16 protein-coding genes are annotated in these 25,117 nt (G+C 72.1%); 7 read left to right on the forward strand and 9 right to left on the reverse strand.

Annotated elements, in window-relative coordinates:
• Nucleotides 1-919 precede the first annotated feature (919 nt).
• A complete protein-coding gene (locus HCK04_RS19070; protein ID WP_185948994.1) occupies nt 920-1,498 on the reverse strand; it encodes a TetR/AcrR family transcriptional regulator in 579 nt (192 codons plus the stop codon).
• A 203-nt stretch (nt 1,499-1,701) separates the two neighbouring features.
• On the opposite strand from HCK04_RS19070, the gene HCK04_RS19075 reads away from it, so the two are divergent.
• The gene (locus tag HCK04_RS19075) at nt 1,702-3,135 is read left to right on the forward strand and encodes an MFS transporter (protein ID WP_142648725.1); all 1,434 of its coding nucleotides are present in this window, start codon (nt 1,702-1,704) and stop codon (nt 3,133-3,135) included.
• Nucleotides 3,136-3,154: 19 nt separating this feature from the next.
• The gene (locus HCK04_RS19080) at nt 3,155-4,057 is read left to right on the forward strand and encodes an oxidoreductase (RefSeq protein ID WP_142648726.1); all 903 of its coding nucleotides are present in this window, start codon (nt 3,155-3,157) and stop codon (nt 4,055-4,057) included.
• Between the two features lie 17 nt (nt 4,058-4,074).
• Here HCK04_RS19080 and HCK04_RS19085 read toward each other — a convergent pair whose 3' ends face one another.
• The 7 genes from HCK04_RS19085 to HCK04_RS19115 form a co-directional block, all read right to left on the reverse strand.
• The gene (locus HCK04_RS19085) at nt 4,075-5,769 is read right to left on the reverse strand and encodes an AMP-binding protein (protein ID WP_142648727.1); all 1,695 of its coding nucleotides are present in this window, start codon (nt 5,767-5,769) and stop codon (nt 4,075-4,077) included.
• Between the two features lie 58 nt (nt 5,770-5,827).
• On the reverse strand, nt 5,828-7,099 hold the full coding sequence (locus HCK04_RS19090; protein WP_142648728.1) for a TIGR02679 family protein: 1,272 nt from the start codon (nt 7,097-7,099) through the stop codon (nt 5,828-5,830).
• Nucleotides 7,096-11,679, reverse strand: a complete 4,584-nt coding sequence (locus HCK04_RS19095) for an SbcC/MukB-like Walker B domain-containing protein (RefSeq protein ID WP_142648729.1) — start codon at nt 11,677-11,679, stop codon at nt 7,096-7,098. The genes HCK04_RS19090 and HCK04_RS19095 overlap by 4 nt, the downstream gene beginning before the upstream one ends.
• A complete protein-coding gene (locus HCK04_RS19100) occupies nt 11,676-13,244 on the reverse strand; it encodes a DUF2398 family protein (RefSeq protein ID WP_142648730.1) in 1,569 nt (522 codons plus the stop codon). The genes HCK04_RS19095 and HCK04_RS19100 overlap by 4 nt, the downstream gene beginning before the upstream one ends.
• The gene (locus HCK04_RS19105) at nt 13,241-14,875 is read right to left on the reverse strand and encodes a TIGR02677 family protein (RefSeq protein WP_142648731.1); all 1,635 of its coding nucleotides are present in this window, start codon (nt 14,873-14,875) and stop codon (nt 13,241-13,243) included. Before HCK04_RS19105 ends, HCK04_RS19100 begins: the two co-directional genes overlap by 4 nt.
• 432 nt (nt 14,876-15,307) lie before the next feature.
• The gene (locus HCK04_RS19110; RefSeq protein WP_142648732.1) at nt 15,308-16,168 is read right to left on the reverse strand and encodes a haloalkane dehalogenase; all 861 of its coding nucleotides are present in this window, start codon (nt 16,166-16,168) and stop codon (nt 15,308-15,310) included.
• A gap of 84 nt (nt 16,169-16,252) precedes the next feature.
• Nucleotides 16,253-17,068 (reverse strand): NAD(P)H-binding protein, encoded by an 816-nt coding sequence (locus HCK04_RS19115; protein ID WP_142648733.1) that lies wholly within the window; start codon nt 17,066-17,068, stop codon nt 16,253-16,255.
• A gap of 529 nt (nt 17,069-17,597) precedes the next feature.
• Here HCK04_RS19115 and HCK04_RS42550 point away from each other — a divergent pair.
• Both HCK04_RS42550 and HCK04_RS19125 read left to right on the forward strand, forming a co-directional pair.
• The gene (locus HCK04_RS42550) at nt 17,598-19,055 is read left to right on the forward strand and encodes a family 43 glycosylhydrolase (protein ID WP_142648734.1); all 1,458 of its coding nucleotides are present in this window, start codon (nt 17,598-17,600) and stop codon (nt 19,053-19,055) included.
• A gap of 181 nt (nt 19,056-19,236) precedes the next feature.
• Complete coding sequence (locus HCK04_RS19125; RefSeq protein ID WP_205830445.1) at nt 19,237-21,690, forward strand: N-acetylmuramoyl-L-alanine amidase; 2,454 nt, start codon at nt 19,237-19,239, stop codon at nt 21,688-21,690.
• A gap of 55 nt (nt 21,691-21,745) precedes the next feature.
• Here HCK04_RS19125 and HCK04_RS19130 read toward each other — a convergent pair whose 3' ends face one another.
• Nucleotides 21,746-22,399: a hypothetical protein gene (locus HCK04_RS19130; RefSeq protein ID WP_142648735.1), complete on the reverse strand. Its 654-nt coding sequence runs from the start codon at nt 22,397-22,399 to the stop codon at nt 21,746-21,748.
• Nucleotides 22,400-22,723: 324 nt separating this feature from the next.
• On the opposite strand from HCK04_RS19130, the gene HCK04_RS19135 reads away from it, so the two are divergent.
• From HCK04_RS19135 to HCK04_RS19145, 3 genes are all read left to right on the forward strand, one after another.
• Nucleotides 22,724-24,016, forward strand: coding sequence for a hypothetical protein (locus HCK04_RS19135; protein ID WP_142648736.1), 1,293 nt, complete (start codon nt 22,724-22,726; stop codon nt 24,014-24,016).
• A gap of 117 nt (nt 24,017-24,133) precedes the next feature.
• Nucleotides 24,134-24,685, forward strand: coding sequence for a hypothetical protein (locus HCK04_RS19140; protein ID WP_142648737.1), 552 nt, complete (start codon nt 24,134-24,136; stop codon nt 24,683-24,685).
• Nucleotides 24,686-24,797: 112 nt separating this feature from the next.
• On the forward strand, nt 24,798-25,025 hold the full coding sequence (locus tag HCK04_RS19145) for a hypothetical protein (RefSeq protein WP_142617569.1): 228 nt from the start codon (nt 24,798-24,800) through the stop codon (nt 25,023-25,025).
• Nucleotides 25,026-25,117 lie beyond the last annotated feature (92 nt).

Genomic DNA, 25,117 nt, shown 5'->3' on the forward strand with positions numbered 1-25,117 from the left:
AGATGCGCCGGTGCCGTCGGGCTGTGACGAACAGGCGGCCAGCCCGGTGGCGGCCGCGAGGACCACCGCACCCATCCCGGCCGCACGCCGGCCGCTCGACCCTGGTCTCATGACGTGACCTCCTAGCGTTACGCGCCTGTTCCCGATCGGAGTCGAATCGGTTCGGCGAATCGGTTCGCCGACGATAGGCCCGCCCCGGTGCACCCGTCAATGGGGTACGCGGCCTGATTTCCGGGACGCCCGCCTGGAGGGAGCGCGCCGACATGATGACGACGATGTGCCGGAGAGGTTTCCGGTGCTTGACCGTTCGCGGCAGCGCCCTTATCGTCCGGTCGAATCGGTGCGCGAATCGATTCGACGCGTCCCGATCCCCGACCTCACTCACCGGGCAGGGGGCCGTCGCGGGTGAGCGCGGCCGGCCGGCGGACAGATCGGCGGACGACTCGGCGCCCCTGCCCGAATGGGACAGCGCATGGCCGTACCCTTGCCCGGGCGAGCACGCAGGCGCACGCCTCGCCCCCTTTCTCGCCCCGTCCGCGTGACGGCCGCGCTCCTCCTCGCCGCCGTGCCGGCGCACGCCCTTCCGGCGGACGGCGCCGCCGAACCGGCACTCGTCCTCCACTACGACTTCGACGGCGACCTGTCGAGCGGCGTCGTCGAAGACCGCTCCCCTCCGGCCTGGACGGGACCCTGTCCAATCCGGGCTCCGCCACGACCGCCGTGGGTCCCGACGGCACGCAGGCCCTGTCACTCCCCGGCGGGCCGACCGACTGAACGACCGCCCCTTCGTGACGATCCCGAACGGCCCGGCATCATCAGATGCGCTGAAGGTGGTCAAGCCGCTCGCCGGCAGCGGCGACGTGTACATCTACATGACCGACATCTACCGGAGTTTCCCCTACGAGTGGCCCGGCATGGTTCAGGCCGGGCGGGCCCGTACGCCGTCGAGGGCCATGCCCAGCACCCGCTCGCGCTGATCCTCGTCGACGAACCCGGCTCCGGTGATGCCGGAGACCATCCGCAGGACGTCGTCGAAGGTCACGTCGCCGCGGATCACCCCGGCCTCCCTCGCCCGGTCGAACAGCGGCTGCCCCGCCTCGTACATCGCGACGCGGCTCGACCGCATCATCTCCGAGTCGCGGTTGAGCGCCTCGTAGATGGCCCGTTTGGTGGCCGCGTAGTCCACGAACCGGCGCAGCCAGGCGGCCAGCGCCTCCCACGGCGGCAGGTCGGCGGCCTGCCGCGCGGCGTCGCACAGCTCGTCGATCTCGTCCAGGTAGACGCTGTCGAACAGGTCCTGCCGCGTGGGGAAGTTGCGGTAGAGCGTGCCGATGCCGACGCCGGCGCGCCGGGCGATGTCCTCCAGCGACGCATCCGTGCCGCGCTCGGCGAACGCCTCCCGCGCGGCGGCGAGCAGCGCGTCGAAGTTGCGCCGCGCGTCGGCGCGCTGGGGACGCCGCACCCTCGTCCGGGGGCCTTCGGCCGCCTTCTCGTTCACCGGTCTCCTCCCGAGGTTGAACCGGAGGGTTACCTCCGCTAATGTGGAGGCACGCCTCGACTTTAGCAGGCGGGCATTCGCGTTCGCGTCCCCCCCTGTGTCAACGCCCCCTGATCGTTCGCTTTGTCATGCGCCGTCCCCTCAACCGGGGCGTCGTCACCGGCGCGCCTCGTCGTGCCGGTTCCTCCTGTCGAAGGATCTCGATGTCACGCACCACCTCGCCGCAACGGCTGACCTTCCTCGCATTGGCAGCCGCCGTGGCCTCGTTCTCTCTGCTGCAGTCCCTGGTCAGCCCCGTGCTGTCCACCATCCAGCACGACCTCCACACCAGCCAGAGCGCGGTGACCTGGGTGCTCACCGCCTGGCTGCTGTCCGCGTCCGTCGCCACGCCGCTGCTGGGCCGCATCGCCGACATGATCGGCAAGGACCGCACGCTGCTCGTCGGGCTGGCCGCCATCGCGCTCGGCTGCGTCGTCGCCGCCGTCGCCCCCAACGTCGGCGTGCTGATCATCGCCCGGATCATCCAGGGCCTCGGCGGGGCCGTGTTCCCCGTGTCGTTCGGGATCGTGCGCGACGAGTTCCCCGCCACCCGGGTGCCCTCGATCGTCGGCATCCTGTCGGCCGTCATCGCGGTCGGCGGCGGCGTCGGCATCGTGCTCGCCGGCCCGATCGTGGACGTCGCCGGCTGGCGCTGGCTGTTCTGGATCCCGGCGATCATCGTGGTCGCCACCGCGTTCCTGGCGTACCGCAACGTGCCCCGGTCGCCGGTGCGCACGCCCGGCCGGGTCAACTGGGCGGCCGCGGCGCTGCTGTCCGGATGGCTGGTGGCGCTGCTGGTCCCGCTGAGCGAAGGGTCCGCCTGGGGCTGGGGTTCGGCCGCCGTCGTCGTGCCGCTCGCGGGCGCCGTGGTGCTGTTCGCCGCGTGGATCACGGTCGAGCTGCGCTCCCGCGACCCGCTGATCGACATGCGCATGATGCGGCTCCCGGCCGTGTGGACGACCAACCTGGTGGCCCTGCTGTTCGGCGCCGGGATGTTCGCCTCGTACGCGTTCCTGCCGCAGTTCATGCAGATTCCGGTGGGCGTGACCGGCTACGGATTCGGATCGAGCGTGACCGAGGCCGGGCTGCTGATGCTGCCCATGCTCGTCACGATGGCCGTCGCCGGCACCGTGAGCGGCCCGCTCTCGCGCGTCGCCGGGGTCAAGGCCCAGCTCGTGTGGGGATGCGCGCTCGGCGCGCTGTCGAGCGGCGGCATCGCCCTCTGGCACGACCGGCCCTGGCAGCTCGCCGTCGCGACCGCCGTCTTCGGTCTCGGTCTCGGCCTGGCCTACGCCTCGATGACCAACCTGATCGTGCAGAGCGTGCCGGCCGGCCAGACCGCCGTCGCCGGCGGGATGAACACCAACATCCGCACCATCGGCGGCTCCATCGGCACCGCCGCGATCAGTGCCCTCGTCACCGGCCACCTGCGCCCCGACGGCCTGCCGTACGAGTCGGGCTTCACCACCGCCTTCCTGGTGATGGCCCTGACCCTGGCGGCCACCGTCGCCGTTGCGCTGCTGGTGCCCGGGGCGCGCCGCCGTACGGCGCTCGCCGCCGAGGCGGCCGAGCGGGTCCCGGCGGGCGCGGCGCGCTGAAGATCAAGAGGAGATCATCATGCAGAGGACATGGCTCGTCACCGGCGCCTCCCGGGGCCTGGGACACGCGCTCGCTCACGAGGTGCTCGAACGCGGCGACCGCCTCGTGGCCACCGCCCGGCGGCCGGAACGGCTGGACGACCTCGTCCGGGCACACGGCGACCGGGTGCGCGCCGTCGCGCTCGACGTCACCGACGCCGCCGCGGCGCAGCGGGCCGTACGGCTGGCCGTCGAGGAGTTCGGCTCGCTGGACGTGCTGGTGAACAACGCGGGGTACGCGAACTCCTCGCCCATCGAGGAGACCTCCGACGAGGACTTCCGGGCGCAGTTCGAGACCAACCTGTTCGGCGTCGTCACCATGACCAGGGCCGCGCTGCCGGTGATGCGCGCGCAGCGGTCAGGTCACATCCTGCAGATCGGCTCGGTGGGCGGCCGGGTCGGGGGCACGCCGGGGCTCGGCGCCTACCAGTCGGCCAAGTTCGCGGTCGAGGGGTTCTCCGAGGTGCTGAACAGCGAGGTCCGCCCGCTGGGGATCACCGTGGTCATCGTCGAGCCCGGCGGGTTCCGTACGGACTGGGGCGGCTCGTCGATGCGCATCCCGCCGGTGGGACCCGACTACGAGCAGACCGTCGGCCGGGTCAACGCCTTCCGGCGCGAGGTGGACGGCGCCCAGCCGGGCGATCCCCGGCGGGCGGCCAGGGTGATCGCCGGGCTGGTCGACGTGGACGAGCCGCCGCTGCGGCTGCTGCTCGGCTCCGACGCGCTGCGCCTGGCCGAGCAGGCGTCCCGCGCCCGCGCGGCCCAGGCGGAGCGCTGGGCCGCCGTCAGCCGTTCGACCGACTTCGACGGCGTCGTGGGGCTGACCGAGGAGCCGGTCGCCCGCCTGCTCGGGCACGGGTCATCGGCACCCGGGGGACGCTGACGCCTCCTCCGGCAGGGTCAGGACCGCAGCTCGGGGAACTGGTCGTCCCGCCACTCCCCGGACAGCTCGGTGCCGGCCTGCGCGGCGTCGCTCTCCCTGGCCCGCAGCTCGACCCTGCGGATCTTCCCCGAGATGGTCTTGGGCAGCTCGGCGAACTCCAGCCGGCGCACCCGCTGATAGGGCGCGAGCCTCTCACGGGCGTGCCGCAGGATGGCCGCGGCGGTCTCCCGGTTCGGCTCCCAGCCCGCGGCCGGCACCACGTACGCCTTGGGCACGGCGAGCCGGATCGGGTCGGGGGCGGGCACGACCGCCGCCTCCGCGACGGCGGGGTGCTCGATGAGCACGCTCTCCAGCTCGAACGGCGAGATCTTGTAGTCGGACGCCTTGAACACGTCGTCGGTGCGTCCCACGAAGGTGATCGAGCCGTCCGCGTCCCGGACCGCGACGTCGCCGGTGTGGTAGAGGCCCCCGGACATGGCCCCTTCCTCACCGTCCAGATAGCCGGTCATCAGGTTGACCGGGCGGGCGGCCAGATCGAGGCAGATCTCGCCCTCGTCCGCCGGCCGGCCGGTCACCGGATCGACCACGACGACCGGGACACCGGGCAGGGGCCGGCCCATCGAGCCGGCCTTCACGGGGACGCCGGGCGTGTTGGCGATCAGCGCGGTCGTCTCGGTCTGGCCGTACCCGTCGCGGACCGTCAGCCCCCACGCCCGCTCCACCTGGGCGATGACCTCCGGGTTCAGCGGCTCGCCCGCGGCGACCGCCTCCCGCAGGCTGCCCGGGCCGTCGCCGAGGTCGGCCTGGATGAGCATCCGCCAGACCGTGGGCGGCGCGCAGAACGTGGTGACCCCGGCCCGGCGGATCTGCCCGAGCAGGGCGGCGGCGTCGAAGCGGGAGTAGTTGTGCACGAACACCGTCGCCTCGGCGTTCCACGGCGCGAAGAAGCAGCTCCAGGCGTGCTTGGCCCAGCCGGGCGAGCTGATGTTGAGGTGCACGTCGCCCGGCCGCACCCCGACGAAGTACATCGTCGTCAGGTGGCCGACCGGGTAGGACACCTGCGTGTGCCGCACGAGCTTGGGCCTGCTCGTCGTCCCCGAGGTGAAGTAGAGCAGCAGCGGATCGCCGGGCGAGGTCCGGGCCTCGAACGGCTCCGGCTCGGGCGTCGCGTAGGCGTCGCCATAGCGGAGCCACCCGGCCGCCTCGCCCACGCAGACGCGGCCGAACTCTCCCGGCACGCCGTCGAACTTGTGCGTGTCGGCCGCGTTGGCGATGACGTGCCGGACCCGCCCCCGCTCCACGCGGTCGGCGAGGTCGGCCGTGCCCAGGGCGGTGGTCGCCGGCATGATCACCGCGCCGAGCTTCATCACCGCCAGCATCGACTCCCACAGCTCGACCTGGTTGCCGAGCATCAGCAGCACGTGGTCGCCCGCGCCCACGCCCTGAGCGGCCAGCCACGCCGCCACCTGATCGGAGCGGCGGGCCATCTCGTCGAAGGAGTAACGCCGCTCGGAGCCGTCCTCCTCCACGATCCACAGCGCCGTCCGCGGGTTTCCCCGGGCGATCGCGTCGAACCAGTCCGTGGCCCAGTTGAACCTGTCGCCGAAGACGGGCCAGGCGAACTCGCGTGCCGCCCGCTCGGGGTCCTCCCTCAAGGAGAGCAGCAGGTCACGGGCTTCCCGGAAGACATGGGTGCTGGTCGTCTCGCTCACGGTGACTCCTTCGTCGCGCAGGCCACGGAGGTCAACGTACGACCGTGCCTCGCGCGTGTCACCCCCCAAGATCCGCCAGCAGGGGCTCGGCGACGGCCTCCTCGTAGACCGCGATCCCCTTCTCGCGCATAGAGTCCCCGAGGGCGGGATCCCAGGGTGCCGGCACCGGCCGCCCGGTGAGCCGCAGGTGCTCGTCACCTTCGAGGAGATCGCCGAGGTTCGCGAGACCCGCGAGGTAATCTGCGGCGGTCATGCGCCAGGGTTCCGCGCCGTAGCGCCGCGCCACGGCACCGGCCATGTCCACTCCCGGCCAGTCGAAGTCGCCGTGGTAGCGCAGCCGGGCCCCGCCGTGTACGGCTGTCCCCGCCAGCCGGTGGAAGGCCGTCGAGGGGCGTCCCTCGGTGCAGACGAGGGGCGGGCAGTCCGGCCCCAGCTCGGCGGCCGCGCGCCGCAGCACGGCCGGGTTCTCGCACACGTGCACCACCGGGGCGCGCAGGGTGATGGCGAAGGTGCCGAGCTGGTGGAGCGTGACCTGGAACGGCGTGCCGAAGCGGGCGGCGGCGGTCAGCCACTCCCCCAGCCCCTCCCCCTCCGCCGGCAGGTTCAGGACGAGGATCCGGCTGGCGAGGTCGTCGACGACCACCTCGTAGCGGTCCCACAGCTCCCGGCGTTCCTCCGCCGTGCCCGGGGCCGGAACGCCCGCGCGTATCGCCAGGGCCCGCAGCACCAGGGTGGACAGGCCGGCCGGATGGTCGAGGGTCTTGGGATGACCAGTGATCTTGGCGGCCAGCCCGGCGAGGGTGATCTCCGCGTCGTCCTCGGGTCGGGTCGTGAGGAACTCCAGGACACGGGCGGCCCTGGCGAGCGTCCCGGCCGTGCGCGGGCGGCCGGCGAGCCGGCTCGCGGTGCCGTCGCGGCTCACCGCGTCGAGCCACTCGCGGTACCACTCCGCGCTCTCGTACAGCAGGCTCTCCATCGCGGGCCGCACGGCCTCGTCGCGGGCGGCCCGGGCGAGGGCCGCCTCTCGGGGGCGGTTCCGCAGCGGCGGGCCGAGCGTCTCCAGCAGGTCGACCAGGCCAAGGCCACCGGTCCCGGCGCGTACGACGGCGTCGAGCTCGCGCAGGGTGACGCCGATGCGCTTGACGCCGGGTTCGCTGTAGCGGCCGGTGATGCCGATGAGCGCCTTGCGCTCCGCCTCGTCGGGATCGCCGACGCCTATCGAGCCCTCCAGGGTGCCGCCGTTGCCTTCCAGGCGGCGCCGCGCGGCCTGGAGCAGGCGGCGATACTCCGGCCCCCGGTAGCGCTCCACCGCTTTCGCGGCCATGGTCATACGCCGGCCTCCACCTCGTCGGGTTCGTCGTCGCCGTCGGCGGCGAGGAGGGTGCCCTCGGTCAGGGCGGGGGCACGGCGGCTCGGCCGGAAGCCGAGCAGCGTCTCGGCCAACTCCTCGTTGCCGGAGAACCCGGCGTCGGCGTCGATGGTCTGGGCGCCGTCCCAGAGCATCAGCATCGCCGACACCGCGTGCGCGCTCTTGTCGTGGTGCATGTCGTAGTGCGCGGCCATCGGCACGGTGTCGAAGTGGATCCACAGGTCGTGGCCGGTCATGAACAGATCGAGGCCGAACTTCACGGTCAGGCCCAGCAGCTCGGGCTTGTAGCGGTCGTCGATGCCGGCGAACGCCTCGTCCAGCGCGATCATGCGCGGGCACGTGGGCTTGGCGGACGAATAAAGGGCGTTGGCCGCGGCGAACAACGGGAGGTGGATGGCCGCCGACTTCTCGCCTCCGGACATCTCCTCGTGCTTGGCCCGGGTGAGCTTGACCTCCTTCTCCCCCGGCACGGCCAGCACCAGCTCGAAGCCGTACCAGGTGCGGTAGTCGAGCACCTCGGCCAGCGCCTGCCTGTAGGTGGCACGCGGGTGGGCGGCCCGGTAGTCGCGGATCATCTCCCGCAGCAGGCCGCGCAGCTCGGCCAGCCCGGCCGCGCCGAGCCCCTGCGCGTCCCTGTCGAGAAGCCGCGACACCGCGACCTGCCGGTCGTTCAGCCGGTCGGAACGGCCCCATCGGATGCCGATCCTGGTGCCGGACGACATGGGCCGTGACCGGGTGTCCTCGTTCATCCCGCGCACCAGGTCGCGCGCGGTGCGGACCCGGTCGTGCACCTGCTGGGCGAGCGCGGTCAGCAGCTCGTCCTCCAGCACGGTCCGCTCCCGCTCCTCCAGCAGCATTCCCTGCTCCTGGACGCGGTCGGCGACGCGCCGGGCGAACGCGGCGACCGGGTTGCGGCCGCCCTCGTCGCTGACGTAGACCATGACGACCCCGGTCGGGTCGTGCTCCAGGCGGTAGTCCTCGGCACAGCCGTCGAGTGCGTCCTGGAACGTCCGCAGCGAGCCCGACAGCCGGCTCGCGGTGTTCTTGAGCGCGCTCTCCCCGGGCACGCGGATGTCGGCCATCTCCGCGGCGAAGGCGTCGAGCAGCGCGGCCACGTCTCCCGGCAGCACCCGGCCCACCAGGGCGGCGGGATCCGGCGGCAGGCCGCCCCCTGCTCCGTCTCCTCGGGCTCCTGCTCCGGCCCCTTCCGCAGCGCCCTCCCCGTCTCCCTCCCCCGCGCTCTTTCCGGCGGCGGAGCGGGCGGACAGCTCGGCGGCCACCGACGCGGCCGCCTCCGCCGGTTCCGGCCAGCCGACGTGGACGGGCCACGGCGCGGTGGCGGTGACGCCGAGCAGCGGGCGCAGCTCCGGATGCGCGTACGGCCCGAACGCCGCGACGTGCTCGAAGAGGTGGCCGAGCGCCTGGCCGAGGGACGCCTGCCCGTGTTTGAGGTCGTTCTGCGCGACGATCAGCGCCTCGTTCTCCCGCGTGGCGGTGGCGGCGTGCTCCCCGCAGCGCTTGCGAACCTCGGCGAGGCGGCGCTCGGTCTCGTCGATCTGGGCGAGCACCTCGCGCAGCGGCGCGTCGAGTGCCTCCTCGCCCGCCCTGAGCTCCTCGGCGTCGGCCCGGTGCTCCCGCTCCTTCTCCTCCAGGGCGCGGGAGTCGGCGTCGTGCCGCTCGCGCTGCCGGGCGATGGCCGCCTGCCGCGACGCGAGGTCCCGCTCCTCGGACGCGGCCCGCTCGCGGCCGTCGTGCAGCCGCTGCGCCGTCGTGAGGAACTCGTCCACGGCCCGCGCGACCGCGTCGACCTCCTGTTCCGCGACGGGCATGCTCCGTTCCGCCGCGACCTGCCGCAGCCGCCTGCGTGCCGCGTCGACCTGCGCCACCGCCGCGTCGAGATCGCGGCGGCGGTCCGCGAGCACCGACCGCGCCTGGGCCAGCAGCGCGGACTCGCGGGAGACGCGGGTGACCGCCGCGACGACCTCCGTGACGGACGGCAGCTCCCGCCGGGCCCGGGCGAAGTCCGCCAGGCGGCGGTTCGCGCGGGCCAGGTCGCGCTCGGCGTCCTCGTGCGCCCGGATCGTCTCGCCGATCGTCTCGTCATACTCGGCGAGCCTGGCCGCACGGCGGTTCGCCCGGTTGGTGGCGCCGATGTATTCGGGTGACGACTTGGGCCGGGCGCCGAGGAGGAGCCCGAGGCCGAACTGGGCCCGGATGGTCACCGTCGGCACCGGTCCGCCCCGTCGTTCTCCCTGCCGTTCTCCCTGCCGTTCTCCCTGGCGATCCGCCTGCCGATCCCCGGGCCGATCCCCCGGCCGATCACTGTGGGGTGTGATCGCGTCGGCGACCACGACCGACCTCAGCACGTCCGCGACGACCGCCGCCGGCACGAGGTCCTGCTCCTCCGGCACGAGGACGTCGGCGAGCGTACGGCCGGACGGGCGGCTCTCCTCGGGAAGCGGGAGCAGGTAGCCGTCGGATTCCAGGACCGCGACGGCGTCGAAGGTGTGCCGCGCCTCCGGGTGCACCCAGGCGGTCAGCAGCCCCGCGCCGTACAGTGCGCCTTCGAGGCCGGCCGCCTCCTTCTCGTCGAGGCCGTCGGCGAACCGGACGAGCCGCCACAGCGGCGCCCCCGGCCGCCCGTCCCGGTCCGCCGTTCTGCGGTCGTCGTGCGGCGGCGCCTCGTCGCGTTCGGCCGCGATCTCCTCGCGTTCACGACGCAGGCGGACGAGGTCGGCGGCGAGGTCGCGCACCCGGGCGGACAGGCGTTCGGCGGACCTGGCCGCCTCCGTCCGCCGTTCCTCGGTCCGCACGCTGTAGACCTCGGCCAGGGACGGCGCCCCGGCGTCTCCGGCCTGGGCGAGGGCCTCCGCCAGCGCCGCCACGTCGGCGGGGCCGGCCACCGCCTCGTCTCCCGGAAACTCGCTGCGCGGGGACTCGTTGCCCGAATCACTTCCCGGAGACCCGCTACGCGCGGACTCATTGCCCGGGTCACTTCCCGGGCCCTCATCTCGGGGGGCCTCATCTTCCGGAGCCTCTGCCGGGCGGGCCCAGCGAGCGGCCCAGGCGTCGAGCGCCTCCCGCGCCCGGTCGCGTGCCGTCACCAGCGCGGCATCGGCGGCCTCGCACCGCGATTCCCGTTCCTCGACGTCCTTGTCCGCCTTGTCCCTATCGGCCTCCGCTCGCAGGCGGTCCCGCTCCGCGCCCGACACCCTGGCGATCTCGTCGCGGACCTTCGCGACGTCGTCCTTGCGGGCGGTGGCGCGTGCCCGCGCCGTCGTGAGCAGGTCCGCGCCCGTGTCGGCCGGGCCGTCCCCGTCGTGGGCGATCCCGGCCCGCTCCGCCGCGTCGGCGAGATCGGTGGCGTGCCGGACGATCGCCGCCCGCGCGCCCTCCAGCCGCTCCGCGAGCTCGCCCGCCTCCCCTTCGAGTGCGGCCAGGTGATCGGCGCCGTCCGCCAGCCGGGCGCGCTCGCGCTCGATCTCCTCGCCGGTCTTGACGATCTGGCGGCGGCGCAGCTCCAGCTCGCTCCGCGCACGGTAGGCGTCGTCCGCACGCAACGCGGCGAGGCGGCGCTCCAGCCCTTCGCGTTCGGCCTCGGCCGCGGAGGCCGCCGCCGCGGCGGCCTGGCGTGCGGCCGCCGCCCTCGTGCGTGCCTCCTCGGCGCGCACGAGCGTGCGGGCGTGCTCCACCGCGCCGTCCATCTCGGTCTGGATGCGGGCGAGCCGAGCCTTCGCATGAGTGCGCAGGTAGGCCACGTAGTCGGTCAGGAACGCGCGTACGGCCGCGTCGGCGACCGCGAAGTCGTCGAACTGCTTCTGGACCGCCGCGAGGTTCTCGAAGTCGCGGGCCGCCTGGTCGACGAGCTCCTCGTCGACGGGGCTGAGGCCCGAGGTGAGCGTGCCCGAGACCTTGTCGGGGTCGAGGTCCTTGGCCAGCAGCGGGCGGCGCAGCGCCAGCAGCAGGTCGAGGAGCTGCGTGTAGCGCTCCCTGCCCAGCCCGAACAGCCGGGCGTCCACCGCGTCCCGATACTGGGTGGCGGTCTCGCAGTGGGCGTCCGGGCCGAGGACGGCCTTGAGCTGCCGCTCGGTGAGGGGCCGGGAGTCGGGCGCGAGCAGCCCGAAGTCGACACCGAGGCGCTTGTCGGTGACGAAGAACGAGGTCCGCACCCCATCCCTGTGCCGGTGCGCGCGGATGCCGATGATGAGCGTGACGGTCTCGTCGGTCGCGTCGGGCTCCGCCCCGATCTCGCGCCGGGCGAACTCCATCCAGACGTAGCCGTACTCGGCTTCCTGGCCCCGGTAGAGCAGGTTGGACTTCATCGTGCGGTTCTCGCCGCTGAACGGGTCGAGCCGCCGTGCGTCCGCCACGCCGTCGAGGATGAACGGGAAGAGCACCTCCAGCGCCTTTGTCTTGCCCGAGCCGTTGTGCCCGCGCAGCACCAGACGCCCGTCGGCGAAGGCGAACTCCTCGTCCACGTAGTCCCAGACGTTGATCACACCGGCCCTGCTGGGCTGGAACCGGTCGCTCGGCGGCGTCATCGCCCCTCCTCCTGCGTGAACGAAACCTCCTGGCCGGCCGCACCCTGCCTCCCGGACGGACCCTGCCCCCCGACCCCACCCTGCGCCTCGGACGAACCCTGCGCCCCGGACGGACCCTGCTGCGCGGACGATCCCTGCTGCGCCGTGGTGTCCGGCTGCGCTGGGATGTCCGGCTGCGGTGAAGTGTCCTGCCGGGCAACCGGCTCGGGCAGCGCCACCAGCGCCAGCTGACCGCCCGATGTACGGGTGGGCAGGGCGGCCCGGATGTTGCGGTATCGCAGCGCGGCGGGCAGGACGAGCACGCCGCCCGGCACCGGCCTGAGCAGCAACAGGTCCGCGAGGAACCCGATGACGGCGTCGAGCAGTCCACGGGGATCCTGCTGCCAGGCGGAGGTGAACGAGGCCGCCCCGAACTCGTCGTACAGCTCGGTCGTCATCGTCTCCAGGCGGCTGCGCGACACGAACGGCGCCTCGGCGGGCACGGGCCGGTCGTCGGGCGACGACGGCTCGGCCTCGGACGGAGACCAGGCCAGCTCGGCGACGACTCCGTCGCGGGGCAGTCCCGCGTCCATCCGCGCCACGAGATCGGCCTGGTCGTCGGCGAGCGCGGGAACGGGCAGCGGCTCCGGCACGTGCTCGGGGTCCTCCAGCAGGTCGGCGATCTTCGCCAGCAGCAGCCCCGCCGCCCGGCTCACCGCGTTGCCCCGGCCAGGGAACGGCCGGTCGGTGAAGACGCCGCCCGGGTCGGCGAGCATGACGCCCTCCGCGCGCCGCTCCAGGACCAGGCCGGTGAACCGTACGAGGTCCTCGGCGAGGCCGGGGGCGCGCAGCGCGTCGGCCACATCGGGCTCGACGTCCGCGTAGTAGACCACGGGAAACTCGACGAGCAGCCGCCGCGCCCTGCGGGCCGGGTTCGTGTGCGGCGGCTCGTGCACCAGACCGGCCGCACTGGTGAGGTGCTGGACCGGCCGGGCCGGCTTGAACAGCACCGCGCAGATGTCGTGGTCGATGTCGTAGAGCGCGTCGCCTCGCTCGGTGTCGCGCGCCCACCACTCCAGGCTGCCGTCGGACAGCCGGAGCGCGCCGCGGTCCACCAGCCAGCCCAGCACGTCGACGACGGCGGCCTTGTGCGACCCGATCGCGGGGTCGAAGCCGAGGCCGTCGATGGAGTTGGCCAGCGGCGTGAAGACCCGCACCAGGTCGGCCAGGCTGATCTCGATCCGGGAGCGCTGGAACGACCCGAGCACCAGGCACAGGTACGCCAGCCGGCGGCGGTCGAACGGCTTGCCCTTGCGGGAGAAGATCGAGCGCTGCGTCTCGTCCAGGACGTCGAGATGGCGGACCAGCCGCACGTGGTGGGTCGTGGCGATCAGCGTGTAGCCGAGCAGCTCGCGGAAGTCGCGCGTCATCTCGTCGGCCCAGCGCAGCACCTGGTCGAGCACACCGGGACGCGGCCGGTCCTTGGTGATCAGGTCGCAGGTCAGCACGCGGCGAACCGCCTGCTGGTAGGAGCCGAGGTCGGCGGCGGAGACGCCGGCCGCGACCCGGGTGCGAGGCGTCGTCACCGGGCACCCCCTGCTTCCAAAGCTCGTGCTTCCAAACCCCGTGCCTCCAAACCCCGTGCTTCCAAGCCCTCCGCCCTCGAACCCGCTGCTTCCGAACCGGCCATTCCCGAGCCCGCCACGGGCGTCCGCCCGGCCAGCTCGACCCGGAACCCGGGCAGGTGGAGGAGCCCCTGCGTGGTGCGTACGGTGCTTCCGGTGTCGCACGGCACGAGCCGCACCATCACGGCGTCGTTGGCGCCTGACCCTCTCCTCAGGCGGCCTGCGACGACCGTGCGGCCCTCCAACGCCCGCGTCATCAGTTTCAGCAGCACCCGGGTCTCGGACTCGTCGAGCACCCTGCCGTGCGCGCCCAGCTCGGTCAGGTGACCAGCGGCCTCGCGCTCGGCCGCGCGTTCCGCGGCCTGCTCGCGCCGCAGCGCCGCCCGCGCGCCGGGGTTGCCGCGCACCGGCGTGGGCACGCCCGGCGTGGGCGCCTTGCCGCTGCGGAAGAGCGTGACCGACACCTCCACCCCGGGCGCGTCCCACCAGGTGGCCCGGGGCGAGATCTGTTCGGTGTCCTCGTGGGCCGTGCCCAGGTGCCGCGCGCTGCGCAGGTTGAACGCCGCGCCCATGAGCGCGTGGGCGGCGCCCTCGTCCGGGGCGTTCCAGACCCACTCGGCCAGGTGCCGCAGCTGGGTGGCCCGGTTGACGCCGCCGCGCTGCGCCTCCGAGATCTGCCGCAGCAGCGCGATCACCCCGGACACCGCGATGCGCGTCGCGTTGCGCAGCTCCGCCGCACGCGACTCCTCCGGCCCCTCCGGGGCGAACCACGCCCGCAGGACCGACCAGCGGCGGCGCCAGTCCTCCAGCCGTTCGTGGCGGTCCATGAAGGGCCGCTCGTCGGCGGCCGCCGCCCGGTCGAGCAGCGAGGCCAGGCCGCTCGCCTCGACGTCGCGTACGGCGGTGGCCAGGCGGGGCAGATAGCGGTCGAGCTCCGCCATGAACTCGGACATGTGCGTCAGCAGGGCGTTCTTGTAGCGCAGGAACGTCTCTGGGGAGGCGTCGGTGGAACGGATGATCTCGCCCAGCGTCACGTGGAAGTGCGCCGAGCGGCGCCCCATGTCCTCCATCACCGAGTCGAGCCGCGACAGCCGCCGGTAGACCTGCTCGCCCTCCCCCGCGCGGTTGGCCGCCGCGAGGGCCTTGAGGTCCTCCAGGATGTCGGAGAAGACCAGCCGCGACAGGTTGGCGTCCTGGATGCGGGCCGCGAGCAGCCCCTCGACCGAGGTGTACGCCCAGTAGCCGAGCTCGCTGAACTGGTAGACCGACTGCCTGTTGCGATAGCGGACGAGGTTGCCGGCCCGGGACGCGTCGTCGAACCGGTGCAGCACCCCGTCCGCGTGCAGGGCGTCGAGCCGGTCGCGCAGGTTGCCGTCGAACGTGGGGACCTCGTCGTGGAGCCGGGCCAGCTCGCTCAGGGCCGCCTGCACCTGCCCGGCGTCCACCTGCACCTGGTGGACCTCGCGCAGCCGGTCCATGGCCCGTAGGACCCAGAGATAGGCCACATGGTCGTCGCGCCTGGTGAAGTTGAACAGCCTGAACCGATCGCTGATCGCCAGCGAGTCGAGGTCCAACGCCCTGCGGTCCGCCATCCGGTCCCCCCGATCCGTGTCACCAAGCCGCGTCACCGAGCCGCGTCACCGAGCCGGGTCACCGCTCCGTGTCGCACCCACCCGATCGCGGAGTCCCGCCCACCAGGAGAGACGGGCGGGGCTCCGCGTGCCGAGAAGACCGTATTGGAGGGCACCGACAGTTGCGACTCGCGCGCGGCGGAGGACCCGCGGGGCTCAGCCGACGGAGAGGGGGCGACCGCCGGTCCGGAAGTCCATGCCGCCGCTCGACGACGTGACCGGCGTAGCCGGACCGGACGTCGCCGAGCGTCACGCGCCGGACCACCTGCCGGACCACCTGTTCGTCCCGAGCCGGTTCAGGACCGCCCTGACGTCCCCGGCACGCCGCGAAAACGCCTGGTCAAGGCTGCCCTGTCCCGAACCGCCCGGGAAGCCTCCACGCCGGCGAGGGTGTCACCGGAGCCCGTGCGCCTCGGCCCAGTCCGCGACGGCCGTGGCGATCAGCTCCGGGTGGTCTTCCGGGGTGTGGTGCCCGGCGACCTCGTCGAACCGCCGGATCTCCAGGCCGGCGAAGGTGGCCGCACACCAATCGATCATGTCCTGGTGCACCATCGTGCCGGGTCCGGGCGCGAAGGCGAGCAGCAGCTTCGGCACCTGCGGGCTGGCGGCCAGCCACGCGTCGTACGCCTCCACGCGTGCCACCACGTCGGCGGGCTCACCGCCCAGCGGCATCGAGCGCGCCCACCGCAGCAGCGGCAGGCGGCTCTCCCGCGTCGGGTACGGCTTGCGATAGACGGCCAGGTCACCGGGGTCCATGGGAACCGCGACGGTGCCCGGCAGCCCCTGTTCGATGAAGGCGTCGTCGTCCAGGATCATCTTCTCCCCGACACCCTCGGTCTTGATCGCCGCGAACAGCTCCCGGCCTCCTTCGGGGAACTCCTCCCAGGTCATCGGCTTGACGATGGTCTCGGTGACGGCGATGCCCCGCACCCGGTCCGGGTGGCGGGCGGCCCAGTCGAAGGCCAGCGCGCCGCCCCAGTCATGGCCGACGAGGACGACGTCGTCCAGGCCGAGCGCGTCGAACCAGGCGTCCAGATAACGGGCGTGGTCCGCGAAGGTGTACGCGATGCCGGGCTTGCCGGACTCACCCATGCCGATCAGGTCGGGGGCCAGCCGGCGGCCTCCGCCGATCGCGGGGATGACGTGCCGCCACAGGTGGGACGACGTGGGGTTGCCGTGCAGGAAGACCATCGGCGCCCCGGTGCCGGTGTCGTGGTAGTGGATGGCGGAGTCGAGAACGTGCTGAAGCGGCACGACAGGTCCTTTCGAGGGTGAGCAGCGTTGTTCGTTTCCGATCGGGCTGGGCCGGGCTCATCGGAAGGTCGGGCTGGGCCGGGCTCATCGGAAGGCGGCGGCGTTGCGGCCGGCCCAGTCGGCGAAGGACCGGGGAGCACGGCCGAGGACGCGCTCGACGTCCGGGCTCACCCGCCGCTCCGCGTCCACCGGCTCCCCCAGGATGGCGAGCGTCCCTTCGACCACCTGCTCGGGCATGAACCCCAGCATCTGCGCCCGCGCCTCCTCCCTGGTCTGCTCGGCGAACCGCACCGGCGCGCCGATCGCGGCGCCGATCGCCGCCGCGCGTTCCCGCGGCGTGGTCGGCGCGGGGCCGGTCAGCTCGTAGACGCGGCCGGCGTGCCCGTCCTCGCGCAGGACGGTCGCGGCGACCTCCGCGATGTCGGCCGGGTCGATGGTCGGCAGGCCGACGTCGCCGAACGGGGCGGCGGCCGTACGGCTCGCGCGGATGGGCTCCGCCCAGGCGTAGGCGTTGGAGTGGAAGCCGCCGGGCCGCAGGATCGTCCACTCCAGGCCGGACCGGCGCACCGCGTCCTCGAACGCGACGGGGTGGCGGTAGAACTCCGGCCTGGTGCCCGCTCCCTGCGAGGACAGCAGGACGACACGCCTCACGCCGCCCGCCCGGGCCGCGTCGAGGATCGCCTGCGGGTCCTGACCGGCCACCAGCAGGAACAGCGCGTCGGCGCCGTCGAAGGCGTCCTTGAGCCCGGCGGGATCGTCGAGGTCGCCCCGCACGTGCCGTACGCCCTCGGGCAGGTCGGCGGTGCGCCGGGAGACGGCGGTCACCCGCTCACCCGCGGCGGCGAGCAGGGCGACGACCTGGCCGCCGACGTTTCCGGTGGCACCCGTGACCACGATCATGATTGCTCCTCAGCAAGTTAGTTAGTTGACCGACTGAGAAGAACCGTAGCGACCGACGGAGCTCCTGTCGAGTCCAAGTGAGCCGACCGACTCAGAAGCCGGAGAGCGGCTCCGGTCCGGCCGTGCCCGGCATCTCGTTTCCCATGAGCACGGACATAAATGGCGATCAAGCCGGCTGAAACTTACACCGCCCTTGGTCGCGGACAATGCCTCGCCTCACCGTGGAACCACGGCGGCCGGTCCGGGCCGGGAAATCCGGAAAGACGGACGGCACCGGCCCCGCGACAAGAGTTTCCCGCGCGTTCTCAGCGGTCGCGCGCATTCGACCGGGCAGGCGCCGCATGGTCCGGCCTCGGATGACGGACCTTGACGACCCGGGAGCCGCCGCTGACACTGGGCGGCGACCTCCCGGAAACACCCTTGCAAAAAGGAGCGCCGGACGACCCGGATTGTTAGCGCTCACATAATTGCGTTCTCCTATTCATGTCCATTCACCCACCGCACCGCGTTCCGACGAGAGGCACGCCCCATGGACACCTCCGTACGCTCTCCCGCGTGGCCGCGCCGCGTCCTCGCGCTGGCGATCCTGGCGCTGCTCGCGATCTGTCCATCACTGGTGGCCGCCGGCCCCGCGCACGCGGCGTCCATCGACACGAGCGCGTCGTACGTGCTGGTCAACCGCAACAGCGGGAAGGCGCTGGACGTCTACAACAAAGCGACGAACGATGGCGCGCCCCTGGTGCAGTGGGCCCGCAACGACGGCGCCAACCAGCAGTGGCAGTTCGTCGACTCCGGCGGCGGCTACTACCGGCTCATGTCCCGCCACAGCGGCAAGGTCGTCGACATCTCCGGCCGCTCCACCGCCGACGGCGCCGACGTGATCCAATACACCGACAAGAACGGCACCAACCAGCAGTTCCGGGTCGTCGACACCGACAGCGGCTACGTCAAGCTGATCAACCGCAACAGCGGCAAGGCCCTCGAAGTGTGGGAGTGGTCCACCGCGGACGGCGGCCGCATCTCGCAGTACACCGACCTCAACGGCGCCAACCAGCAGTGGCAGCTCGTCAGGCTCGGCGGATCAGGCACGCCGACACCGCCCGTCTCCTACCCCGACCCGGGCTACGTCACCGGTGACGTCAACACGCACGACCCCGAGGTGACCAAGAAGCCGGACGGCACCTACCTGCTCGCCTACACCGGCAACGGCATCCGGCTCAAGACCTCGACCGACCGCACCAACTGGCGCGACGCGGGCGCGGCGTTCCCCGGTGGGGCCTCCTGGGCGCACGCCTACACCAACGGCGGCAACGACCTGTGGGCGCCGGACATCACCTACGTCAACGGCCGCTACTACATGTACTACGCGGCCTCGACGTTCGGCTCCAACCACTCGGGCATCTTCCTGGCCACCAGCACGACCGGCGCTTCGGGGTCGTGGACCAACCAGGGCCTGGTCATCGAGTCGAACACCTCCGACGACTGGAACGCCATCGACCCCAACCTCGTCATCGACGACCAGGGCCGCTGGTGGCTCGACTTCGGTTCGTTCTGGTCGGGCATCAAGATGGTCCAGCTCGATCCGGCCACCGGCAAGCGGCTGGACGGCACGATCCGCAGCATCTCGGGCCGCAACGGCGGCGCGATCGAGGCGCCGTTCATCTACCGGCACGGCGGCTACTACTACCAGTTCGTCTCCTTCGACCTGTGCTGCAGGGGCGCGTCCAGCACCTACCGCATCATGGTGGGCCGCTCCACCTCGATCACCGGCCCGTACGTCGACAGGAACGGGACGGCGATGACGTCGGGGGGCGGCACGCAGGTGCTGGCCGGGCACGGGAGCATCCACGGCCCCGGCCACCAGGCCGTGCTCGCCGACAACGACGGAGACATCCTCTTCTACCACTGGTACGCCGACGACGGCTCCTCCCGCCTGGGCATCAACAAGCTCGGCTGGGACAGCGCCGGCTGGCCCTACGTCTACTGACCACGGTGAGAACGCGAAGACGTGATCGACAGGCGAGGATTTTCATCTGACTCATCCTGTCTGGCGAAAAGTTACGATCTCGACGAGATTTGCGTGGCGCTCTGGCGTACGGCGGCGCGCAGAGGTGTGATTGCCCCTGCCTGATCACCCCCACAGGCATCCGAGAAGGGGTCGCACAACGTTGAGAACTCCACATCGAGGCGTCGCCGTCGCGGTAGCCGCGGCGGCGGCGCTGTTCCCCGCCGCGCCGTCCGCCCTGGCCTCCACCGCCGCGGCCGGGCCGCGGGTCTCCTGCACGGCGACGCTGTCGGCGCCGACACGCGACGCCGCCTTCGGCGAGGCGGCCAAGGCGACGGGCGCGCCGGAGCCGCTGCTGAAGGCCGTGGCCTACATGCTGTCCCGCTGGGACGACCACCAGGGCAAGCCGAGCTCCGACGGCGGCTACGGCGTGTTCGACCTCGGCGACCGGGCGCCCGAGGCGTGGGACGGCGCGGACAAGGGACGCGCGTCCGCGGCCACGAGCCAGATCGCGGCGGCGGCCGAGCTGACCGGGCTGACGGCCGACGCGCTGCGCCGCGACCCGAACGCCAACATCTGCGGCGGGGCCGCGCTGCTGGCGTCTTACCACGACGGCGGCGACGGCCTGAATTCCTGGCGGGACGCGGTGGCGCGGTTCGGCGCGAAGAACGACTTCGTCCGGCAGGTCTACCAGACCCTGCGCAGCGGCCAGAGCCGCGTCACCGCCGACGGGCAGCGGGTCACCCTCGCCGCCGACGAGTCGGTCGCCCTGCCCGCCGCGAAGCTCGCCGCCGACGCCGGGGTCGACTGCCCGGCCGGCCTCGACTGCGAGTGGCTGGAGGCGCCGTACGCCAAGGGCTCCCCCACCCTGCCGGACGGCACGACCGACTATGGCAACCACGACCTCGCCGACCGCACCGGGCCGGGCGGGCCGGAGATCGACTACATCGTCATCCACGACACCGAGGGCTATTTCGACCCCTCCGTACGGCTGGCGCAGGACCCGACGTACCTCGCCTGGAACTACACGATCCGGTCCTCCGACGGCCACATCGCCCAGCACCTCGACGCCAAGGACGTCGGCTGGCACGCCGGCAACTGGTATGTGAACATGCACTCCATCGGCATCGAGCACGAGGGCTTCGCCGGGACCGCCGCGTGGTTCACCGAGTCGATGTACCAGACCTCGGCCGCGCTGGTGAAGCACCTCGCGCAGAAGTACGGCGTCCCGCTCGACCGGGCGCACGTCATCGGTCACGACCAGGTGCCCGGCACCGTCCTCGGCGCCACCAAGAGCATGCACTGGGACCCGGGGCCCTACTGGGACTGGGACCACTACTTCGACCTGCTGGGCGCCCCGATCGGCGGCGACCGGAAGACCACCGCCGACGTCGCCCCGGGCGACGTGGTGGAGGTCCGCACCGGCTATCAGGACAACCCCCAGCCGGTGACCGGCTGCGCCGCCGCCTCCCCGCCCTCCCCCGACTGCGTCCAGGGAGCGGGCACCAACTTCCTGCCCCTCTACCAGTCGCCCTCCGAGACCGCGCCCCTCGCCGCCGACCCCGGCTGGAAGCCCGGCTCGACCGCGGGCACGACGTACGCGAGCGACATCAGCGCCCGCGTCGTCTCCGGCCACAAGTTCGTCGTCGCCCAGGTGCAGGGCGACTGGCTCGGCGTGTGGTGGGCCGGCTCCCTCGCCTGGCTGCACAACCCCGCCGACCGCCCCGTCGTGGTCCGTACGCAGGCCAAGACGGTGATGGTGAAGTCGGCGACGACCCCCGCCGACGTCTACGGACGGGCCTATCCCGAGGCGTCCGCCTACACCGGCACCGGCATCCCGGTGCAGGCGCTGTCGCCGCTGGAGTACAAGATCCCGGCCGGGCAGACGTACGCCGTGAGCGACGACGACGTGGTCACCGACTACTACCGGGCGACCACGTTCGACGGGTCGGGTCCCGGCGACCGCACCGACCTCAAGGGCCAGGACCGGTACTACCAGCTCTGGTACGCCCACCGGCAGGTCTTCGTCCGTACGGCCGAGGTGGACCTGCACGACGCCCAGCCGTCGCCGGTCTCCAGCACCGCGCCGCCGGTGATCAGCGGGGCCGTCAAGGTCGGGGGTGAGCTCACCGCCTCCCCCGGCACCTGGTCGCGGCAGGTGGCGGGCTTCACCTACCAGTGGTATGTGAACGGCGCGGCGGTCCCCGGGGCCACCGGGCCGACGTACCGTCCGGGTGTCCGGGACCTCGGCAGGAAGGTGCTCGTCGAGGTGACCGTCGACGACCCGTACTTCACCGCCGCGTCGGCACGCTCGGCGGCGACCGCGCCGGTGGCGCCCGGGACGTTCACCTCGGCCGAGCCGCCCATCGTGAGCGGAACGCCGAAGATCGGCCGCACGCTGACCGCCTCCCCCGGCACCTGGACGCCCTCGCCCGACAAGGTCGCCTACCAGTGGCTGCGCGACGGTGTCCTGGTCAAGGGCGCCACGGACCGCACCTATCACCTCAAGGGCCACGACCGCGACGCCCGCATCGCCGTACGGGTGACCGTGTCGGCGAAGGCCTACGCGAAGGCCACCGCCACCTCGGCGGCGACCCGGCCGGTGACCGCCCACTGAAAGCACGGCGGGGCCGGGGAAGCTCTCCTCCCCGGCCCCGCCGTCAGGCGTGCCGTCAGGGGTGGCGCGGGTAGGCCTTGACGAGCTTCGCGGCGGCCTTACGCGCCAGCGTCATGGTGTCCTTCCAGTGGTTCGCGCCGACGCTGATCCCCTGGACGACGGCGACCGCCGATCGGTGCCGGATCACCACGTAGTCGAAGTGGTACAGCTTGGTGCCCTGCCCTTCGTATACCGGGTTCGAGTCCTGGACCTCGAAGGCGTAGGCCTCCTGGCCCAGTTTGCCCGGCGCACGCTTGACGATCTTCACCATGTTACGCCGGTCGCCCGCGCCGTCGCAGGCCGTGGCGACCCGCTGGGCGGCGGAGGTCATCTTCTTGAGCGTGGCGGCGTCGCCCGTGTAAAGGCGCTCCCCTCCGGAGATCCGCCACAGGACGAGGGCGCTCTGCGCCGGCCGGTCGAACACCGCGTCGAACGCCCGCGCGGCGGTCAGGCAGCGGGCGTCGTCCATCTCAAGCCCGGTCAGGTCGAGCCGCTTGAGATCCATGGGCACCGTGCCCCCTGCCTTGCCGAGGTCCTTCGTCGTGACCAGCAGCTTCTTGAGTTGCGTACGGCTGAGCGGCCGGTCGGACGCCGCCGAGGCCGGGACCACGGCGGCGAGCGAGGCGGCGAGCGTCAGTGCGGTCACGGCGATCCGGGCCGGGTTGTTCATGCGGACGTCCTTTGCCGGTCGGGGGGAAACCTTGATCACATACTGACACCGACCGGCCGCGACCCGGGGGTATCGGGCCATTTTCTGGCGAAAAGTGGCATGCGAATGTCGCAAACACGGGGATCGCCCTTCATGAAACCCCGTGGCCTTTCCGCTCGGATAGAGGCGGGTGTCCTCCCACAGAATTTCCTCCTGTGCAGCGGCCTTCGTCCACGGGCCGCAGCGCAAGGGCCACTGAGCTTTCTCATGGGATTTCCCGGCATACTGTGACGCGCAGCGCATTGCGAGGAACCGCTTTCCCTGCTCGCACTTCAGGAGCCGACGATGGACGACGAGATTGAGCTGATCAGCGACGGCGATGGCCTGGCGGTCATCGGGAATCCGGCGGCCGTGGACCGTTTCCTCATGTCCGAGGGACTGCCGTCGAAGGATCTCGGACTGAAACGGCTCAGATCCGCTCTCGGCGCCGGGGCCGAAGCCGTACAGGTGGGGTCCGATATAGCCGCCAAGGCGGGCCGTTGGGTGAAGCTGACCGAGAAGTCCGCCCAGGCGATGAAAAAGTACACCCTGATGAAGGGGTCGAAAGGGGACGTCAGCCGAGCCGTGCTGACGGAGAACGGAAAGATCAAGGGACTCATGGAGATCGTGAAGCCCGGATCGTTCCTGACCAACCCGGCGGTCCTGGCCGGTGCCGCGGGGCTCATGGCGCAGCTCGCGATGCAGCAGACCATGGAGGAGATCACCGACTATCTCGCCGCCATCGACGAGAAGGTCGACGACGTGCTCCGCGCGCAGAAGGACGCCGTGGTCGCGGACATGATCGGAGTGGACCTCCTGATCGAGGAGGCCATGACCATCCGGGAGCAGGTGGGCCGGGTCTCCGAGGTCACGTGGTCGAAGATGCAGGCCACGCCGGTGACGATCGCACGGACCCAGGCGTACGCGTTGCGTCAGCTCGACGCTATCGCCGAGAAGATGGACGACAAGGCCAAGATCGGCGACCTCGCCAAGACGGCCAAGGAGGCCGAGGTCAAGGTCCAGGAGTGGCTGGCCGTTCTGGCCCGCTGCTTCCAGTTGCAGGACGCGATCGCCGTGCTCGAACTCGACCGGGTGCTGGAGGCGTCTCCGGAGGAGCTGGACGAGCATCGCCTCGCGCTTCGAGCCGCACGGCAGAACCGCCTGGAGCTCATCTCCCGGTGCACCGAGCACCTGCTGGCCCGTATGCAGGCGGCCGCCGCCGCGGCCAACGCGAAGGTGCTGCTGCACCCGACCACGGTCCCGGCCCTGGTGCAGTCGAGCAACCACGTCTCGACCGCCGTCGTCGACTTCCACGGACGGCTCGGGATCGAGCGCGATCGGCAGTCGATGGACGCTAGGCGATGGGCGGACGCGGCCGCGGAGGTGCGCGACAAGGTGCTCGAGACCGGAGCGGAGGGCCTCGACGTCGCCGTGCAGCTCGGCACGGAGACGTTCGGCCGGGCCAGATCCGTGATGGGCAGGCTCTCCAGCGAGATCGCCGAGCGGGCGCTCCGCCAGTTCGGGGACGCGTTCGGGGACGCGACAGGCGCACCGAAGCGGCCCGACGGGCCCGGCCCGGCGGAGAAAGCGACACCATGATCGTGTGGCCGGGACCCACATGGGTGGAGAGAGCTTCCACCGGAGGGTAGGAAACCACCTCAGCCGACGTCAGCGACGTTTGGCGTGCGCATGACTACTCCATGTAACCTCCTGGCCATGACGACGATCAATCGGGGGACGCTCCTGGAGCTGGTCCGCAACCGCCCCCTGCTCGCGGCGGAGCTCCTCGGGGACGCCTTCGCCACCGGCGACGAGGAGCCTGCCGGCGGAAAGGCGCTTCTGTGGCGGTTTCCCCGTCAGGACCACATGAGCCAGGACCGCATGAGCCACGACCACGTGGGCCCCGACCACATGAGCGCGGACGGGCCCGTCCTCGCCGCTCGTTATCGCGAGATCGTGGCCGATGCGCGCAGGGCCCGCGCACATCGGGCGGAAGCCGTGCTGGCGGGGCTGATCGCATTCCTGCGCGCCCGCGTCCGTGAGGATCTGGACCAGGCGCGCAGGAACGCGGACGCCGGGGAGCCCGGCTCGCACAAACTGGAGCGGGACCTGGCCGCGAAGCGGAGCCGTCTGGATTACCTGGAATCCGTGCTCGTCAAGGAGCTCTACCTGGCGATCGAGGAACATGCCCAGGCGGAGCATCTGCTGAGGCTTGAGGCGTCCGCGTACAACTGGCACGCCGATTATCAGGAAGCCTGGCGGCCCTGACCGGCGGCCGGCCCCCGTCCCGCCCGCCGCTCGGGGGTAGCGCGGAAAGGCGGCGGCCCCAAGACCGGGGGTTGGTTGTGACCAGTTCCGCGAGCAGCACATACTTGACGAGATGAAGCCAGCCAGCGGCGCGTCCCGCCGTCACCTGCCCACCAGTCCCTTCAAGCCCCCGCCCCCCGCTCCGCCTGTCGAGCAGTTCAGTGTGAACGACCAGGTCAGCCATGATTCGTACGGTCTCGGCGTGGTCGTGGAAGTCGAGGAGGGGGTGGCTGTGGTCGTCGATTTCCGATCGCAGCAGGAAAGAATCCTGACCCCGTACAAGAAGCTCCACAAACTCTGAGACAGGTGCGCCGCGGGCGAGGCGCGTCGCGCGAGCACGGCTCGCCGCGGCACGCCGCCGGACGCCCACGCGGCCGTCCCCGGCCTGCTGGA

Source organism: Microbispora sp. CL1-1 (assembly GCF_012034195.1).
GTDB lineage: Bacteria > Actinomycetota > Actinomycetes > Streptosporangiales > Streptosporangiaceae > Microbispora.